Origin of the sequence: Pseudomonas onubensis, assembly GCF_965653655.1 — a bacterium.
GTDB lineage: Bacteria > Pseudomonadota > Gammaproteobacteria > Pseudomonadales > Pseudomonadaceae > Aquipseudomonas.
In genome coordinates, this window is the sequence record NZ_CBFHAZ010000053.1 from 24,807 (window position 1) to 41,301 (window position 16,495).

Annotated in this window: 13 protein-coding genes; 4 read left to right on the forward strand and 9 right to left on the reverse strand. The window is 59.1% G+C overall.

Annotated elements, in window-relative coordinates; all coding sequences use genetic code 11:
• Window positions 1-17: 17 nt before the first annotated feature.
• From ACTD9P_RS17725 to treP, 3 genes are all read right to left on the reverse strand, one after another.
• Window positions 18-1,238, reverse strand: coding sequence for a maltoporin (locus ACTD9P_RS17725; RefSeq protein WP_438868709.1), 1,221 nt, complete (start codon window positions 1,236-1,238; stop codon window positions 18-20).
• A 74-nt stretch (window positions 1,239-1,312) separates the two neighbouring features.
• On the reverse strand, window positions 1,313-2,959 hold the full coding sequence (gene treC, locus ACTD9P_RS17730; protein WP_438868710.1) for an alpha,alpha-phosphotrehalase: 1,647 nt from the start codon (window positions 2,957-2,959) through the stop codon (window positions 1,313-1,315).
• A 70-nt stretch (window positions 2,960-3,029) separates the two neighbouring features.
• Window positions 3,030-4,472, reverse strand: coding sequence for a PTS system trehalose-specific EIIBC component (treP, locus tag ACTD9P_RS17735; RefSeq protein WP_438868711.1), 1,443 nt, complete (start codon window positions 4,470-4,472; stop codon window positions 3,030-3,032).
• Between the two features lie 252 nt (window positions 4,473-4,724).
• Here treP and treR point away from each other — a divergent pair, with 252 nt between their 5' ends.
• Window positions 4,725-5,429 carry a trehalose operon repressor gene (gene treR / locus ACTD9P_RS17740; RefSeq protein WP_438868713.1) on the forward strand — a complete coding sequence of 235 codons (705 nt, stop codon included), beginning with the start codon at window positions 4,725-4,727 and terminating at the stop codon, window positions 5,427-5,429.
• Between the two features lie 132 nt (window positions 5,430-5,561).
• On the opposite strand, the gene ACTD9P_RS17745 is transcribed toward treR, so the two are convergent.
• The 6 genes from ACTD9P_RS17745 to ACTD9P_RS17770 form a co-directional block, all read right to left on the reverse strand.
• Window positions 5,562-7,001 (reverse strand): RNA/DNA-binding domain-containing protein, encoded by a 1,440-nt coding sequence (locus ACTD9P_RS17745; RefSeq protein ID WP_438868714.1) that lies wholly within the window; start codon window positions 6,999-7,001, stop codon window positions 5,562-5,564.
• Window positions 6,998-7,642 carry a DUF4062 domain-containing protein gene (locus ACTD9P_RS17750; RefSeq protein ID WP_438868715.1) on the reverse strand — a complete coding sequence of 215 codons (645 nt, stop codon included), beginning with the start codon at window positions 7,640-7,642 and terminating at the stop codon, window positions 6,998-7,000. Before ACTD9P_RS17750 ends, ACTD9P_RS17745 begins: the two co-directional genes overlap by 4 nt.
• Before the next feature lie 223 nt (window positions 7,643-7,865).
• Window positions 7,866-9,443: a glutamine-hydrolyzing GMP synthase gene (gene guaA / locus ACTD9P_RS17755; RefSeq protein ID WP_438868716.1), complete on the reverse strand. Its 1,578-nt coding sequence runs from the start codon at window positions 9,441-9,443 to the stop codon at window positions 7,866-7,868.
• A gap of 81 nt (window positions 9,444-9,524) precedes the next feature.
• The gene (gene guaB, locus ACTD9P_RS17760) at window positions 9,525-10,994 is read right to left on the reverse strand and encodes an IMP dehydrogenase (protein ID WP_016977684.1); all 1,470 of its coding nucleotides are present in this window, start codon (window positions 10,992-10,994) and stop codon (window positions 9,525-9,527) included.
• A gap of 258 nt (window positions 10,995-11,252) precedes the next feature.
• Entirely contained in the window at window positions 11,253-11,801 is a 549-nt protein-coding gene (locus ACTD9P_RS17765; RefSeq protein ID WP_058422675.1) for a hypothetical protein, read from the reverse strand.
• A 144-nt stretch (window positions 11,802-11,945) separates the two neighbouring features.
• Window positions 11,946-12,713, reverse strand: coding sequence for a sulfite exporter TauE/SafE family protein (locus tag ACTD9P_RS17770; protein ID WP_438868717.1), 768 nt, complete (start codon window positions 12,711-12,713; stop codon window positions 11,946-11,948).
• Between the two features lie 99 nt (window positions 12,714-12,812).
• Here ACTD9P_RS17770 and ACTD9P_RS17775 point away from each other — a divergent pair, with 99 nt between their 5' ends.
• Genes ACTD9P_RS17775 through ACTD9P_RS17785 form a run of 3 tightly spaced genes read left to right on the forward strand, consistent with a single transcriptional unit; the run spans window position 12,813 to window position 15,938 of the window.
• Window positions 12,813-13,703 carry a LysR family transcriptional regulator gene (locus ACTD9P_RS17775; RefSeq protein ID WP_438868718.1) on the forward strand — a complete coding sequence of 297 codons (891 nt, stop codon included), beginning with the start codon at window positions 12,813-12,815 and terminating at the stop codon, window positions 13,701-13,703.
• Between the two features lie 30 nt (window positions 13,704-13,733).
• The gene (gene xseA, locus ACTD9P_RS17780; RefSeq protein WP_438868719.1) at window positions 13,734-15,113 is read left to right on the forward strand and encodes an exodeoxyribonuclease VII large subunit; all 1,380 of its coding nucleotides are present in this window, start codon (window positions 13,734-13,736) and stop codon (window positions 15,111-15,113) included.
• A gap of 3 nt (window positions 15,114-15,116) precedes the next feature.
• Window positions 15,117-15,938, forward strand: a complete 822-nt coding sequence (locus ACTD9P_RS17785) for a peptidoglycan DD-metalloendopeptidase family protein (RefSeq protein WP_438868720.1) — start codon at window positions 15,117-15,119, stop codon at window positions 15,936-15,938.
• The last annotated feature ends 557 nt before the right edge of the window (window positions 15,939-16,495 follow it).

The following is a 16,495-nucleotide window of genomic DNA, read 5'->3' on the forward strand; positions in this document are numbered from 1 at the left end:
CATGTACACCCAAAGTTTTATTTCCACCAGTATTCGACTTGCACACCCACGTTCGAGCCATGCCGCGCCGTACCGTAGGCGCCGGTGTCGGACAACGCCGAGCCCGCCGCCAGTTCATTCGCCGCACGCTTGGCCGCTTCGTTCCATGTTGCATAGGTGTAGTACAAGCGCACTTCCGGCCGCGCCCAGAAATCCGGGCCGTTGGGCGACCAGGTCGGGGCGAAGGTGAATTTGCTCAGCTTGCGTGTACCGCCGGCAGCCTCGACTTGATCATGCCCAAGCTCGGTGACCAGTTTGAACTGTTCGCTGATGGCATATGCCGGGCGCACGCCGATGGACATCCAGGTCTGGTCCTGGCTGCCAGGGCGAATATCCTTTTGATACACGGCCTCGACCTGCCCGCCGAAACGCGGCGTTACCTGCCAGTCGAAAAACTCCACGGCGCGGTAGCTTTTGCTGCTCTTGTCCAAGGCGGTATTGCCGGTATAGCCCAAGCCCGTGCCGGGGCCTTCGCCGTACTGCAAGGCGAATTTGTTCTTGCCGCCAAGAAACGGTTTTTGCACATGCTGCGCGGTGATCGCCCAACCGCTGTTGGCCTCACGCCCGCCGGCTTTTTCGATGTAGCTCAAGCCAAATTCCAGCTCACCGCCGGGGTTGGTCTTGAAGCCCGCCACGTTGAAGTCGTGACGGGTGGCGTACTCCTTCTGGTACAGGTTGTCCTTGCGCGACAAGGCGTAGCTGTATTTGAGGTCGCCGATCTTGACGTCTTCGACACCGCCGCCCGTGGCGCTCTGGTTCCAGTAGTAGAAGTCGGAGATATGGATGTCGTTACGCTTGTAGTAACGGCGCCCCGCCCACACCGAGCCGCCATTGAGGCTGGGCAGGTTGGACCACTGCGCATACATCTGCGGCATGCGCGCCGAGCCGTTGTCTTCACCCTGGAACTTCAGGGCGCGGTCGTATTTGTTGTACAGCGATGCCATGGCATCGACGCTCAGCACCGAGCCGTCGTCGAGGGACAGCAGGTCCTGGCGCAACTCAAATTCGGCGTACTGCTCGCATTCGTTACCCAAACGGTATTTGGATTGCGCCCCCGGCAGTTGGAAACACTGTTGCTTGCCACTGCCTGTTGAAGTCCCCGCGCCGCTGCGCAAGTAGCCGGCAAACTCCAGAGCCTGAGCGGCAAAAGGAGCGGTGAAACATGACGCAATGAGGCCCAGCTTTATTGTTGTTTTCATGAAGCACTCCGATATTTTTATTATGTTTTTGGGTGAAGCGCCCCCGCACTCCCATACGGGGGTTGCAGCGGGTCTCAGTCCTTGAGGTGCAGCACAAACGATTCATACGGGCGCAACAGCAGCGTGCTCGCACGCACAGGGCAGTCGGGGTAGTTGCTGATCAGCAAGCGTTGCTCGCTCGCCGCGCTGATGACGCCTTCGGGCAGTTGGATTTCGCAGGGCTTGCCATAGAAGTTGTTCAGCACCAGCAAGCGCTCGCCCTGGCCTTCGCGCAGGTACGCCCAGACTTGCAGGTGGTCTTGCAGCAACTCGCGATAAACGCCGTTCTGGATCAGCGGTTCGCTGCGGCGCATGGCGATCAGGGCGCGGTAGTGATGCAGCACCGAATCGGGGTCTTCCAGCTGGCTCTCGACGTTGATCTGCGCCGCGTTGGCCGGAATGCCGATCCACGGTTCACCACTGCTGAAACCGGCATTGGCTTCGGCGTTCCACTGCATCGGCGTGCGGCTGTTGTCGCGCGACTTCTGCATGATCGCCGCCATGCTCGACGCTTCGGACTCACCGGCATCACGCTTGAGGCGGTAGATGTTCAGGGTCTCGACATCGCGGTACTGCTCAATCTTGTTGAAACCCGGGTTGGTCATGCCCAGCTCTTCGCCCTGGTACACATACGGCGTGCCCTGCAGGAAGTGCAGCGCAGTGGCGAGCATCTTGGCCGAGACCACGCGGTACTCGCCGTCGTTACCAAAACGCGAGACCACCCGCGGCTGGTCATGGTTACACCAGAACAGCGCGTTCCAGCCGCCACCGGCCTGCATGCCCAATTGCCAGTCGGAGAAAATCTGCTTGAGTTGCAGGAAGTCGAAGTCGGCCTTCACCCACTTTTGCAGGTTCGGGTAATCGACTTTCAGGTGATGAAAGTTGAAGGTCATCGACAGCTCTTTGGACGCCGGATTCGAATAACGAATGCAGTGCTCAAGGCTGGTGGACGACATCTCGCCGACATTGATCAGGTCGTGCCCTTCGAACACTTCGCGGTGCATTTGCTGCAGGTATTCATGCACGTTCGGGCCGTCGGTGTAGAAGCGCCGGCCGTCGCTGTTGTCTTCGGGGAAATCGGCGGGTTTGGAAATCAGGTTGATCACGTCCAGGCGGAAACCACCCACGCCTTTGTCACGCCAGAAGCGCATCAACTTGAACACCTCGGCGCGCACCTTGGGGTTGTCCCAATTGAGGTCAGCCTGGGTGTGGTCGAACAGGTGCAGGAAGTACTGGCCGGTTTGTGCCTCGTATTCCCAGGCCGAACCGCCGAACTTGGATTCCCAGTTGTTCGGCTGGTCGCGCCAGATATAGAAGTCGCGGTACGGGTTGTCGAGGCTGCTGCGCGCCTGCTGGAACCACTCATGCTCGATGGAGGTGTGGTTGACCACAATGTCGAGCATCAGCTTGATGCCGCGCTTGGCCGCTTCGCTGATCAGCAGGTCGCAGTCGGCCATGGTCCCGTAGCTGGGGTCGATGGCGTAGTAGTCGCTGATGTCGTAGCCGTTGTCGCGTTGCGGCGAGCGCAGGAACGGGGTGATCCACAGGCAATCCACACCCAGCCACTTGAGGTAATCGAGCTTGTCCACGATGCCCAGCAGGTCACCGGTGGCGTTACCCGCGTGGCTGTGGAAGCTTTTGGGGTAGATCTGGTAGATCACCGAGTGTTGCCAGTCTTGCATGGTGGGTTCCTTCAATTGGTTTTTGTGCTGGCCTTGAAGGCCTCTTCGACTTGCTCGCGATAGCGGTCGATCAGGCGACCCGGTATCCAGGCCGCACGATCTTCATGCTCAACGCACAGGTCAGAACAAACGGCACGACCATGGCGATGACCATCCCGATCACAAAACTGGGGATGAACTGCGGAATGATCGAAATAAACCCAGGCAACCCACCGACACCAATGGCCGAGGCCGTCACCTTGTTAAGTGAGAGGAAAATGCTGCCCAGCGCCGAGCCCAGCAGCGCGGCATAGAACGGAAACTTGAAGCGCAGGTTCACACCGAACATCGCCGGTTCCGTAATGCCGAAGTAAGCGGAAATCGCTGAGGTTGAGGCCATGCTTTTGTCCCGCGCGTTACGGGTCATGTAGAACACGCCCAGTGCGGCGCTGCCCTGGGCCAGGTTGGACATCACGATCATCGGCCAGATAAAGGTGCCGCCCTGGGTGCTGATCAACTGCAGGTCGACGGCGAGGAACATGTGGTGCATGCCGGTGATCACCAGCGGCGCATACAACAGGCCGAAGATCGCCCCGCCAAGCATCGGCGCCAGGTCAAACAGGGTGACCACGCCTTCGGTAATCAGGATGCCGAGGTGACGAGTCACCGGGCCGATGATGGCCAGCGCCAGCACGCCGGTGACGACGATGGTGGTGATCGGCACCACGAGCAGTTGAATGGCGTTAGGCACCCGCGCCCGCAGCCATTTCTCGATCACGCTCATCACATAGGCCGCCATCAGGATCGGCAGGATCTGCCCCTGATAACCCACCTTCTCAATCTTGAACCAACCGAAAATATCGAAGTACGGCAGGCTCTGGCCATCAAGGCCCGCCACCGCTTTGCCGTAGTTCCAGGCGTTGAGCAGGTCGGGGTGCACCAGCATCAGGCCAAGCACGATGCCGAGGATTTCACTGCCGCCAAAACGCTTGGCCGCCGACCAGCCCACCAGCGCCGGCAGGAACACGAATGAGGTGTTGGCCATCAGGTTGATCAGGCTCCACAGGCCATCCAGGTTCGGATACGCCTCCAGCAGCGTCTGGCCCTCGATGAACATGCCCTTGGCGCCCATCAGGTTGTTCACGCCCATCAGCAGGCCGGCGATGATCAGTGCGGGCAGGATCGGCATGAACACATCGGAAAATACCCGCACCAGACGCTGCATGGCGTTGGTCTTGTCGGCGCCCTTCTGTTTGACGTCGGCAATGGTCGAAGCCGCAAGCCCCGTCTGCTCACGCAGGGCGGCATAGACCTTTTCCACTTCGCCGGGGCCGATCACCACCTGGAACAGGCCGCCGGTGAAGAACGAGCCCTTGACCAGATCGACCTGGTTCAACGCGCTGTTGTTGACCAGACTCGGGTCCTTGAGCGCCAGGCGCAGGCGGGTCACGCAGTGGGCAGCTTGCTCAAGGTTGTCGCTGCCCCCGAGGTTCTCAAGAATCTCGCGGGCAATATTCGAATAGTCGTGGCTCATGCTTGGTTTCCACTTTGGTTTTTTTATTTGAGGGCAGTCATTGGCAGCACGCCGTGGCCAAAAGTACTCGTATGTACGAGTTAAATCAATAACTCGTCTGTACGAGTTACGCAAAGTTTAAATTTCTGAATTTGAAGTCAGACATTTCCCTAATTCCACGCAGGTCTAATGGACAAAGCCCACCTCTGCCACTAAGGTTCCTGCCTTGAACGCGCCGTTCACCTTCATCAAGCCGGGCACAGAGCCATCCCCATGAGCAAATACAACCAGATCTATACGGATCTGCTTGCCAGCATCACCACTGAACGCCTGCAACGCGGTACGCGCCTTCCCTCCGAAACCGAACTGATGGACGCCTACCAGGCCAGCCGTGGCACGGTGCGCCGCGCCATCGAGCAGTTGCAGGAGCGTGGGTTTGCGCAAAAAATCCACGGCAAGGGCACCTTTGTGTTGTCGCCCAACCCCATCGAGTTCCAACTGGGCGGCATCGTCAGCTTCCACGAAACCCACGCCGACCTGGGCGATGACATACACACCGAAGTCGTCGAGTTCACCCAACTGCCGCTGGAAGGCTCACTGCTGCAACATATCGAGGCCGAGCCCGGCACGCTGATCACCCGTATCAAACGGGTACGGCGCATCGGCGGCAAACGAGTGATCCTCGACATCAACCATTTTGTCGCCGAGCTGATCCCGGGGCTGGATCGCGACATCGCCCAACAGTCGATCTATGCGTTTATCGAAGGGACATTGCAGCTGCAGATCAGCTACGCCCAACGCACCATCGAAGCCCTGCCCCGCAGTAAAGACGACCAGGCACACCTGGACCTCGATGGGCAAAGTCATGTGATCGTGGTGAGTAACCAGACGTTTTTGCAGGATGGAAGGCAGTTCGAGTACACCGAGTCGCGACATACGCTGGATAAGTTTTACTTTTCGGATATTGCGCGGCGGTGAAATCTGCGCAGATAGTTGAGGGGCAACGGCATGACGACCGACCTTCAAACGGTCGGTGGCACGCCCTTCGCCCCAAGTCGATTACAGTTCAGCAAGCCCTGCCAATTTGGGCGCTCTAGCCTTGAAGCCTGCTCAGGGCTTTCGATTCAAGTTTTGCAAACCCCGGCCCATAATTGTCAGCCGGTAGCGCTGCTTGCTACTGCTGGGCTTGTCAGGCTGTGTCATTTCGACCACGCCGGCAGCTAACGCAGGTCGCAAGTAGCTTTTGCGAAAATGTTCGGCATCCTTAAGCTCGAGAACTTGCTGAAGTTCCTTACGTGACAGATCACCTACCAAGGCATCGAGCAGCCTGATGACCTCAGGGGTGACCTCCGGGGTAACCTCCGGGGCGACCTCAGGGGTAACCTCCGGGGTGCGCAGTGTCAAGGTTACGCCTTGAGCATCACTTTGCCATTCCGGCGGCGGCAAACCTTGTTCCGCAAAGGCATGGCTGATCAGCAACCCTCCGCGCCCGAGTTTCTCCATAAGCCCTTGAAGATAAAGCACATGGGCTATGTCCGGATTACGCAGAATGGAAATCTGGCCGTTAATAAGGCCGTCCGGCGTAACCCCTTCGGGCAAGGAACCTGAATTCCAGATTTCTACCCGATGAGGAAATACCTGCACTCTGATACCACCCCGGAAGTCAGCATAATCGCGATGTGCAAAAGCGTTCACAAGCGCCTCACGCAAAGCACCATCGGGGTAGGTTCCCTGGTCGTCTCTTTTTAGAGGGTCGACTCCGAAGTGGCTGCGACTAGGTGTATTACGGCGGATGAAAGCAAACACCTTGTCCAGCACTGTAACCAACGGCCCCTCGAAATTTTTGAAGTCACCGTAAGTGTCGTCAGTCTTATCGGTGGAAAAAGCCGCACAGCGCACCCGTATTTGAGGATAACGCCGGGCCGGATTACTTGCGAAAAGGACATCGCCACCATTGGTCAGCCGGCCGTATTTCGCCAATCCCAAATACTCCAGCGTTCGCACCGGAGCCTGTCCCCACAAGTCGACGTGACGGACACTCTCACCCTGCTGGGCAGCGCGCCTGATTTCGTTTTCGTCGAGATCATCGTGTAGGTCTGCATTTGAGAAGCGACGCTCCCAGCGCTCCGGCTCGACCTCACGGCGCATGATCATGTCACGCAGGGTTGCAACATCAGCCCGACGCGTCATTTCACCTTCGCGGATAAAAGCTTCATCGCGGAAACTGTAGGGGATGTCTTGTCCCGCTGGTACTTCAACCACCCATAAGGTCTTGCCAGCAATGAACTGGGTCTCGAACGACACCAATGCCTTGGGTACCAAACCTTGGGCAATTTGTTGCTCAAGCTTGCGTAAAGCGCTTTCGTCCGGGTCCTTAGTAATTCCGACCGGCTCGTTTTTGGCATCAACGCCCAGTACCAAATAACCACCGCCGGAGTTCAGAAAGGCACATACCTGTTGCCCTACAGTCTTGGCATCTGCCTTGGCCTTGAACTCCACTGAACTACCTTCGCCCAAGGCCAGTATACGGGCCAGTTCTTCGGGTTTCATGGCTGCTCTCCACCTGCCAACTGAGTCCTGGCCTTTACCGCTTCAGGGTCACTGAGGTTCTCTTTCAGAAAGAGTTCAACCTCTTGAACACGTGAAAACTGGGCCGAGGCAAACAGCAAAGCCTCTTCGTCCGTGCCAAACTCCTGTACCCAGTTACCATGCCGATCGACCAGCGGCTTGGTATCGAGGATAGCTTCCTCATACATATCGATGACACGCAAATCAGACAGGGTGTTCGCCCCTTTTTTCATGCGTAGGCCTTTGCGTTCCTCTGAGTTCTTATGGCCCAGGTCTCGCAGGAAGCGTCGCGCAAACACTACGTTTTGATGCGCCAACACCCAGCGTGGTTTTTTGCATGCAATAGCCCGCTGCAACTCTTGATGGGTGATAGAAAGGTCTTCGCCATCGCGCCCTGAACCGTAATTTGGCGTAATCAAGCCCAGGAAAAAATCGCAGTCTTCAACCGCAGCGAGGCAATTTTCGAAGGCGGTGCGATTCGACCGAACAGGCAGCGTGCCCCGGTGCGACATCCACACTTCATAGCCAAAGACTGTGAGTTCCATATAAATACGGTTCAACAGGTCTTCAATGCCATAGACGGTAGATGAAACAAGGATGGTGGGGCGCTTAGACACGATCATTCACCTTGTGTAGTTTTCCTCTTTGCCTGAAGTTGCAGGGCTTGATATCAGTAAGCATGACACGGCGTCAGAATAAAGCCCCCGCTACCATGCCATGGATAAGAGGGCTTGGCGATGCCAACACCAGCCAAATAATGTTAAGCAAAAAAACCAAAAAGCCCGCTATTACGCGGGCTTCAGGATATTTCATGCTAGAGAGCGCCGGTCAATGCCTGGCCTTCTATCATTCCCACTCAATCGTCGCCGGCGGCTTGCTCGAAACGTCATAAGTAACGCGCGAAATGCCTTCGATTTCATTGATGATACGGCCGCTGACAGTCTCCAGCAGCTCGTACGGCAGGTGTGCCCAACGCGCGGTCATGAAGTCGATAGTCTCGACGGCACGCAGTGCAACAACCCACGCGTAACGACGGCCATCACCGACAACGCCCACCGACTTGACCGGCTGGAACACCACGAAGGCCTGGCTGACTTTGTGGTACCAGTCGGCTTTGCGCAGTTCTTCGATGAAGATATGGTCGGCGCGACGCAGCAGGTCGGCGTATTCCTTTTTCACTTCACCGAGGATGCGCACGCCCAGGCCCGGGCCCGGGAATGGGTGGCGGTAGACCATGTCGTACGGCAGGCCGAGTTCCAGACCCAGACGGCGGACTTCGTCCTTGAACAGTTCGCGCAGCGGTTCTACCAGCTTGAGGTTCATCTCTTCCGGCAAGCCACCCACGTTGTGGTGGGACTTGATCACGTGGGCCTTGCCGCTCTTGGCGCCGGCCGACTCGATCACGTCAGGGTAGATGGTGCCTTGGGCGAGGTACTTGATGTTGTTCAGGTGTTTGGCCTGTGCATCGAATACGTCGATGAAGGTGCGGCCGATGATCTTGCGTTTCTTCTCTGGGTCGGACTCGCCGGCCAGGTTGTTGAGGAACTGGTCCTCGGCGTTGGCGCGGATCACCTTGACGCCCATGTTCTCGGCGAACATGGCCATCACTTGCTCGCCTTCGTGCAGGCGCAGCAGGCCGTTGTCGACGAACACGCAGGTCAGCTGGTCGCCAATGGCTTTGTGCAGCAGCGCGGCAACCACGGAGGAGTCAACGCCGCCGGACAAGCCGAGCAATACGTTGTCGGTGCCGACCTGGGCGCGCACGTTGGCGATGGCATCTTCAGCGATTTTCGACGGGGTCCACAGGGCTTCGCACTGGCAGATGTCGAGGATGAAGCGAGACAGGATGCGCCCGCCTTGCTTGGTGTGAGTCACCTCCGGGTGGAACTGCACGCCGTAGTAGCCGCGCTCGTCGTTGAACATGCCTGCGATCGGGCAGCTCGGGGTGCTGGCCAGGATGTGGAAGTCTTCCGGCATCTTGGTGACCTTGTCACCGTGACTCATCCACACGTCGAGGCCGAACAGGCCGTCGGCGTCGATGTGGTCTTCGATACCGTCCAGCAGGCGGCTCTTGCCGACCACGTCGACACGGGCATAACCGAATTCACGCAGTTCGGAACCTTCAACCTTGCCGCCCAGTTGCTCGGCCATGGTCTGCATGCCGTAGCAGATGCCGAACACCGGCACGCCCAGATCGAATACGGCTTGCGGGCAACGCGGGCTGTTGGCTTCGTGCACGGACTCGGGGCCACCGGCGAGGATGACGCCTTTAGGTGCGAATTCGCGGATCGCTTCGTCATCCATGTCGAACGGATGCAGTTCGCAATACACGCCGATTTCACGCACGCGGCGGGCGATCAGCTGGGTGTACTGGGAACCGAAGTCGAGGATCAGGATGCGGTGGGCGTGAATGTCGAGGGCCATGAAGTCAGTCTCGTCTAATGAATCAGAAACAACTCGGGGCTGAAAGAACAGCCCCGGTTACTTAACGTTTTGCTGGAAGCCTCAACCTACGCGGTAGTTCGGCGCTTCCTTGGTGATCTGCACGTCGTGGACATGGGATTCAGCCATGCCGGCGCCGGTGATCCGTACGAACTCTGGCTTGGTGCGCATTTCTTCGATGTCGGCGCTGCCGGTGTAACCCATCGAGGAACGCAGGCCGCCCATCAATTGATGGATGATCGCGCTCAGGGTGCCTTTGTACGGCACACGGCCTTCGATGCCTTCCGGTACGAGCTTCTCGGCGCCTGCCGAGGAGTCCTGGAAGTAGCGGTCGGAAGAGCCTTGCGCCTGGGACATGGCGCCCAGCGAACCCATGCCACGGTAAGCCTTGTACGAACGGCCCTGGAACAGTTCGATCTCGCCCGGCGCTTCTTCGGTACCGGCAAACATCGAGCCCATCATCACGCAGGAAGCACCGGCTACGATGGCCTTGGACAGGTCACCGGAGAAACGGATGCCGCCGTCGGCGATCAACGGAACACCAGTGCCTTCAAGGGCAGCAGCGACGTTGGCGATGGCGCTGATTTGCGGCACGCCCACACCGGCGACGATACGCGTGGTGCAGATGGAGCCAGGGCCGATACCGACCTTGACCGCATCGGCGCCGGCTTCGGCCAGGGCCTTGGCGGCTGCGCCGGTGGCGATGTTGCCGCCGATCACTTGTACGTCAGGGAAATTCTGTTTGACCCAGCGAACGCGGTCGATCACACCTTTGGAGTGGCCGTGGGCCGTGTCGACCACCACCACGTCAACACCGGCAGCCACGAGGGCCGAAACGCGGTCACCGGTGTCTTTACCGGTGCCGACCGCAGCGCCGACGCGCAGACGACCTTGATCGTCCTTGCTGGCCAGCGGGTATGCCTTGGCTTTTTCGATGTCGTTGACGGTCATCATGCCTTTGAGGGCGAATTTGTCGTCGACGATCAGCACGCGCTCGATGCGGTGCTTGTGCAGCAGTTCGCGCACATCGTTCTTGTCGGCGCCTTCCTTGACCGTGACGAGGCGCTCTTTAGGCGTCATCACTTCACGGACAGTGACTTCAAGACGGTTCTCGAAACGCACGTCACGGGAAGTGACGATGCCGACCAGGTCGCCATCGTGCAGTACCGGAACGCCGGAGATGTTGTGCAGGCGGGTCAGGTCGAACAGGTCACGCACGGTGGCGTCGGCTTCGATGGTGATTGGATCTTTCACCACACCGGCTTCGTAACGCTTGACCTTGCGCACTTCGGCAGCTTGCTGCTCGATGGTCATGTTCTTGTGGATGATGCCAATGCCGCCTTCCTGAGCCATGGCGATTGCCAAACGGGCTTCAGTGACGGTGTCCATGGCAGCGGAAACCAGAGGAATATTCAGCTCGATGCCACGGGTTAGGCGGGTCTTGAGACTGACTTCGTTAGGAAGCACCTCGGAATAACCGGGCACTAGGAGAATGTCGTCGAATGTCAGAGCTTCTTGGCTGATACGCAGCATCGCGGGGGCTCCCGAGCGGGAAAATGGAAGCGCGCCATTATATACATGCACCCTGTCGGGCTCAATGTAAAACTCTGACAAACTTGGTAATACTGATAGATGGATAAAACTCACGGCTTGATCGTTCCTACGCTCCGCGTGGGAATGCCTCGTTGGACGCTCCGCGTCCGGGGTCAGCGCAAGGCTTCAACCATTGCGCAATGGTGGCGAGGAGCGTCACGGGATGCATTCCCACGCAGGAGCGTGGGAACGATCGGATTAAAGCTCGACTTTGACCCAACTCATCTTCTGGTCCAGCCAGTCGGCAAATTCGTCGATAAAGCTCTGCTTGAACCCCGCCTCCGCCCAGTTGTTGAAGATGAAACCCAGGTTGGAAAACCCGCATTCCTGCAGGAATAGAAACCCATTGATGTCATCTTCATGCCCACACAACGGGCAAGTGAAGTTGTCGGTGTGGCCGGGCATCCAGTCTTCCAGGCTTTCGAACAGTGCTTCGCCGACCTCTTTAAGGCATTCCGGGCAGCCGGCTTCTTCGAGAAAGCCCTTGGCGGGTGTGTAGATGCAGCGCTTGTAGATGATCTCCAGGCCATTGACCGGCTCGTTGAACGGCAGCGCTTCGGGGTGCAGCACCACGGCACGGGCGCCATCGGCCAGGGCGTAGGCCATGCGGTTGCCGGTGCGCCCGCAGGTGGTCAGCTCTTCCTTGATGATGTTCTTGCGCACCAGCCAGCGCACGATCGCCCGAGCGCGGGGTTCGTGGACGGGCAAGGTGGAGATTTTGGGGACAAGGATGCTTTGGGAGTTCATGGGAGTCCTGCGGTGTGGCGTCTGACGCCTTCGCGAGCAAGCCCGCTCCCACATTTTGAAAGTGTTCACAATGCCAAATGTGGGAGCGGGCTTGCTCGCGAAGAGGCCCTGAAGGCTGGCAGCTTAATCCCTGAAGAAATCAGGTCAAGTACTCAAATACCGCCCAATCAACGCAATGCCGCTTGCCAGCACCAACCACGTCACCAAGCGCACAAAGGCTTCGCGGGACATGCGCATCGTCAGCCTGCGCCCACACCACAGCCCCAGGGCCATCGCCGGCAGCAGGCACAACGCCAACATCAACAGCGGCAAATCCGCATACACCCCGGCGATCAGGAACAGGCTCAGGCGCACCACCGTGCTGCAACTGATCAACGCACTTTGCGTGGCCCGCGCCGCGTCCTTGGGCAAACGGCTGTTGAGGTAGATCGCATATAAAAAGCCGCCACTGCCGAACAACGCGCCAAACAGCCCGCCGACGGTGCCCATGGGAATCGACCAGCCTTTGGAAAGTTGCCTGGGCCGCGCCTTCACCGACAAGCTGTAGATCGCATAGGCGCTGATAAACACACCCATCAGCAGCAACAACAGATCCGAATGCAGGTTGAGCAGAAAGATCACACCGAGCGTGCAACCAATGGCCATGCACGGCAGCAACCGCAGCAGTTCGGGCTTGTTTACGTCTCGCCGCGATTGCAGCAGATTGCCAAAAGCCGCGACAAAATCCAGCAGCACCAGCAGCGGGATGATCTTTGACAGCGGCATAAACACAATCAGGATCGGCCCCGCCACCAGCGCCGTGCCAAAGCCTGCGATGCCGAAAACGATGTAGGCCACCGCCACACCCAGGCCGATGACCAGCCAATCGACACCACTAAACGACCACTGGCTCATCAGCTCAACCGGGTTCATGACGTATTCCTTAAAAGAGACAGGCATCACTTTAGCCATCGCCGAGCGTTGCGACTAATATCATCAAAGCCCTCTACTCATCTCGAAAAGGCATGACGCGTGATTTCCACTCGCCAACTGCGTTACTTCGTCGAAATCGCCGACAGCGGCAGCTTCAGCGCCGCCGCCGAGCGTTTGTTCGTGGCGCAATCGGCCCTGAGCCGACAGATCAAGGAGCTGGAAACCCAGCTGCAAACCCCATTGTTCGAGCGCACCGCGCGCCAACCCCGGCTGACGGCGGCGGGCGAAGCCTTTTACCCAAGGGCGCGCAACCTGCTGAACGAACTGCTCAAGGCCAGTGAGATGGCCACTCAGGTTGGCAAGGGTCAGCTTGGCACCCTGCGCCTGAGCCATTCAAGCACCGTGCCGATGAGCGGGCCATTGCTGCACGGCATCAGTGCCTGGCTGGAGCGCTGCCCCGGCGTGACGATGGATATCGTCAAGCTGTCTTCCGAGGCGCAGCTTGAAGAAATTGCTGACGGGCGCCTGGAAGTCGGCCTCTTACGTTTACCCGTGCTGCGCCAGCGTGAAGGCGTGCGCGTGGTGCCTTTATATAGCGAACAACTGGTGTTGGCGGTGCCGCCCAATCACCCTCTGGCACGCAGTGATACACCTGTGGAACTGGCACAGCTCAAGGACGAAGCGTTTATTTCAATCCCTCATCCCCAGCGGGGTGGCCTGAGTTATCTGTCAGCTGAACTGTGCATGCGCGCCGGATTTTTCCCCAAGGCGGCGCGGGTGATGTCGCGCAAGACCACGCAGTTGCAGCTGATCCAGGCCGGGTTCGGTATTGCCCTGTTACCAAAATCCATGCAGGACATAGCGCCGGCCAACCTGCACTTTTTGTCCCTGGCGGACCCGGACTGCTTGAGTACCGTGGCCCTTGCCTGCGCGCAGGCGCCGAGCGCACTGGTGGAGCAATTCTGCCAAACCTTGCACGAATCCCTATAAACTGCCGCCCATGATTAAAGATCGCTCCTCATGATTAAAGATCCGTTTGCCCGCTTGGGCCTGGACCGCGAAGTCCTGACTGTCAGCCAGCTCAACGGCCGCGCGCGGGTGTTGCTGGAAGACGTGTTCACCAATATCTGGGTCGAAGGCGAGATCTCCAACCTTGCCCGCCCGGCTTCCGGCCATGTGTATTTCACCCTCAAGGACAGCGGCGCCCAGGTGCGTTGCGCGCTGTTTCGCAACAATGCCGCGCGTGTACGCCAGGCGTTGAAGGACGGCTTGGCGGTGAAGGTGCGCGGCAAGGTCTCGCTGTTCGAAGGCCGTGGCGACTACCAGTTGATCCTCGATACCGTGGAACCTGCCGGCGACGGCGCGCTGCGCCTGGCCTTTGATGCGCTGAAGGAAAAGCTCAGCGCCGAAGGCTTGTTCAGTGCTGAGCGCAAGGTGCCGCTGCCGGCCCATCCCAGGCGCATTGGGATTATCAGCTCGCCGACGGGCGCGGTGATCCGCGACATCATCAGCGTATTCCGCCGTCGCGCACCGAACGTTGAACTGACACTGATTCCCACCGCTGTGCAAGGCCGCGAAGCCATTGCACAGATCGTGCGTGCGCTGAAGCTGGCTGACGCTCGCGGCTTCGATGCGTTGATCCTGGCCCGTGGCGGCGGTTCGCTGGAAGACCTCTGGTGCTTCAACGAAGAAGCCGTGGCCCGTGCGGTAGATGCCTGCGTAACGCCCATCGTCAGCGCTGTCGGCCATGAAACCGATGTGTCTATCTGCGACTTTGTGGCGGACGTGCGTGCCCCTACGCCCTCCGCCGCCGCTGAATTGCTCGCGCCGGACGCCAGCCACCTGGTGCGACAGGTCGAAAACCTGCACCGCCGCCTGCAGATGCTGATGCGCAACCGCCTCAGCCACGACCGTCTGCGCCTTGAGGGCATGGCCCGCCGCCTGCGCCACCCTGGCGAACGTCTGCGCCAACAGGCCCAGCGCCTGGATGACCTGGACATGCGCCTGCGTCGCGCCTTCGAGCGCAGCCTCAATACCCGTCGCGAACGCTTGATCCGCCTGGAAACCCGCCTCGCCGGCCAACACCCCGGCCGCCAGTTGGCCTTGTTGCGCCAACGCCTGAATAGCCTTGCCGAACGCCTGCCCCGCGCCATGCGCGAAGGCCTTAAGGCGCGCCGCCTGCAACTGCAAAGCCAGGTGCAGACGCTGCAGGTGGTCAGCCCGCTTGCCACCCTGGGCCGTGGCTACAGCATCCTGCTGGACGAGCGTGGCCAGGCGATCCGCAACGCCGCGCAAACCCACACTGGCCAGCGCCTGACCGCACGCCTGGGCGAAGGCCAATTGCAGGTGCGGGTGGAAGATAACCACCTGACGCCCGTCACCCTGTCGTTACTGGATTGATCGATGCCACGTTTATTTAGCCTGCTGATGTTGTTGTGCCTCACCCTCAACGCCCACGCCGACAGCTACATCACTCGGCTGCTGAACAAGCCAGTGCCGGGTGGCGTCGCGGTGGTTGACCTGGGCGCCTCGGCCAGCGCGCCGAAAGCCAGCTACCTGAATCGGCCGGTGCTGGTGGTCAAGGAACAGAACAACTGGCTGGCAATTGTCGGGATCCCGCTGACCGTCAAACCCGGCACCGAGCGCATCACCAGCGGCGGGCAGAACTTGCCGTTTGTGGTGGGCTTCAAGAAATACCCCGAACAGCACATCACCTTGAAGAACAAAAGCCAGGTGAACCCAGCCCCGGCGCAACTCAAGCGCATCGAAGGCGAACTGGCCGTACAGCTCAAGGCTTACCGCAGCTTCAGCCCGAGCACGCCGAGCAACCTGCTGCTGGACAAACCGGTCAACGGGCCACTGTCGAGCAAATTCGGCGTGCGCCGGTTCTTTAATGGTGAGGAACGCAACCCGCATTCGGGGCTGGACTTCGCGGTGGGTGCAGGCACGCCGATCAAGACGCCGGCGGCGGGCAAGGTGATCCTCACCGGCAACTACTTCTTCAACGGCAACACTGTGTTCGTCGACCATGGCCAGGGCTTTATCAGCATGTTCTGCCATATGTCGAAGATCGACGTAAAAGTTGGCGACCAGCTGGCACGCGGCGCGGTGGTGGGCAAGGTCGGTTCCACAGGCCGTGCGACCGGGCCGCATATGCATTGGAACATCAGCCTTAACGATGCGCGGGTTGACCCGGCGATCTTTATTGGCGCGTTCCAGCCCTGATATAAATATTGAACACACCGGCCTCATCGCGGCATAGGTATCTACACAAATATTGGCGTCTGTGGTGTTTTATCGTCGCAGTGGGGGTGTATATCCGTTGCTGCGGTAACGGCTACTTAGGGTTCCGCCCTTACGGCGGGTCACTTTTGGCAAACGCCCGGAATGCCGGCCCAGCCAAAAGTAACCAAAAGGTCTGTGCCCCACCACTCGGTGCCTCGCTTAGGCTCGGCATGCCCTAACTCCGGCTTGAATCCATGGGCCGCCGCGATGGGCCATCCTTGGCCCAGCGCGGCTAACCCGGCGTCCTGCCGGGTTACCCACGGATTCAAGCCTGCGTTCGGCCATCGTGGTTAACGGGGCGCCTCAGATCAAAATCAAGATCAAGATCTACAGCACGGCGGCCTGAAAGCCGACCTGAGTGGTTGAAGCAAAAGCCAGATCAAGTGCAAGGCAAAAGCCTATCTACCTGATGCAACGCGGTCTAAATGTGGGAGCGGGCTTGCTCGCGAATGCGGTGGGTCAGTCAATTCATCTGTCACTGATACACCGCATTCGCG

What these genes read in the sequence shown, in the direction of transcription:
- ACTD9P_RS17745 (WP_438868714.1), bottom strand. Translation starts at nt 7,001, where the DNA reads ATGAAACCCGAAGAACTGGCCCGTATACTGGCCTTGGGCGAAGGTAGT.
- treP (WP_438868711.1), bottom strand. Translation starts at nt 4,472, where the DNA reads ATGAGCCACGACTATTCGAATATTGCCCGCGAGATTCTTGAGAACCTC.
- ACTD9P_RS17770 (WP_438868717.1), bottom strand. Translation starts at nt 12,713, where the DNA reads ATGAACCCGGTTGAGCTGATGAGCCAGTGGTCGTTTAGTGGTGTCGAT.
- ACTD9P_RS17785 (WP_438868720.1), top strand. Translation starts at nt 15,117, where the DNA reads ATGCCACGTTTATTTAGCCTGCTGATGTTGTTGTGCCTCACCCTCAAC.
- ACTD9P_RS17765 (WP_058422675.1), bottom strand. Translation starts at nt 11,801, where the DNA reads ATGAACTCCCAAAGCATCCTTGTCCCCAAAATCTCCACCTTGCCCGTC.
- xseA (WP_438868719.1), top strand. Translation starts at nt 13,734, where the DNA reads ATGATTAAAGATCCGTTTGCCCGCTTGGGCCTGGACCGCGAAGTCCTG.
- ACTD9P_RS17750 (WP_438868715.1), bottom strand. Translation starts at nt 7,642, where the DNA reads ATGATCGTGTCTAAGCGCCCCACCATCCTTGTTTCATCTACCGTCTAT.
- treR (WP_438868713.1), top strand. Translation starts at nt 4,725, where the DNA reads ATGAGCAAATACAACCAGATCTATACGGATCTGCTTGCCAGCATCACC.
- guaA (WP_438868716.1), bottom strand. Translation starts at nt 9,443, where the DNA reads ATGGCCCTCGACATTCACGCCCACCGCATCCTGATCCTCGACTTCGGT.
- guaB (WP_016977684.1), bottom strand. Translation starts at nt 10,994, where the DNA reads ATGCTGCGTATCAGCCAAGAAGCTCTGACATTCGACGACATTCTCCTA.
- ACTD9P_RS17725 (WP_438868709.1), bottom strand. Translation starts at nt 1,238, where the DNA reads ATGAAAACAACAATAAAGCTGGGCCTCATTGCGTCATGTTTCACCGCT.
- treC (WP_438868710.1), bottom strand. Translation starts at nt 2,959, where the DNA reads ATGCAAGACTGGCAACACTCGGTGATCTACCAGATCTACCCCAAAAGC.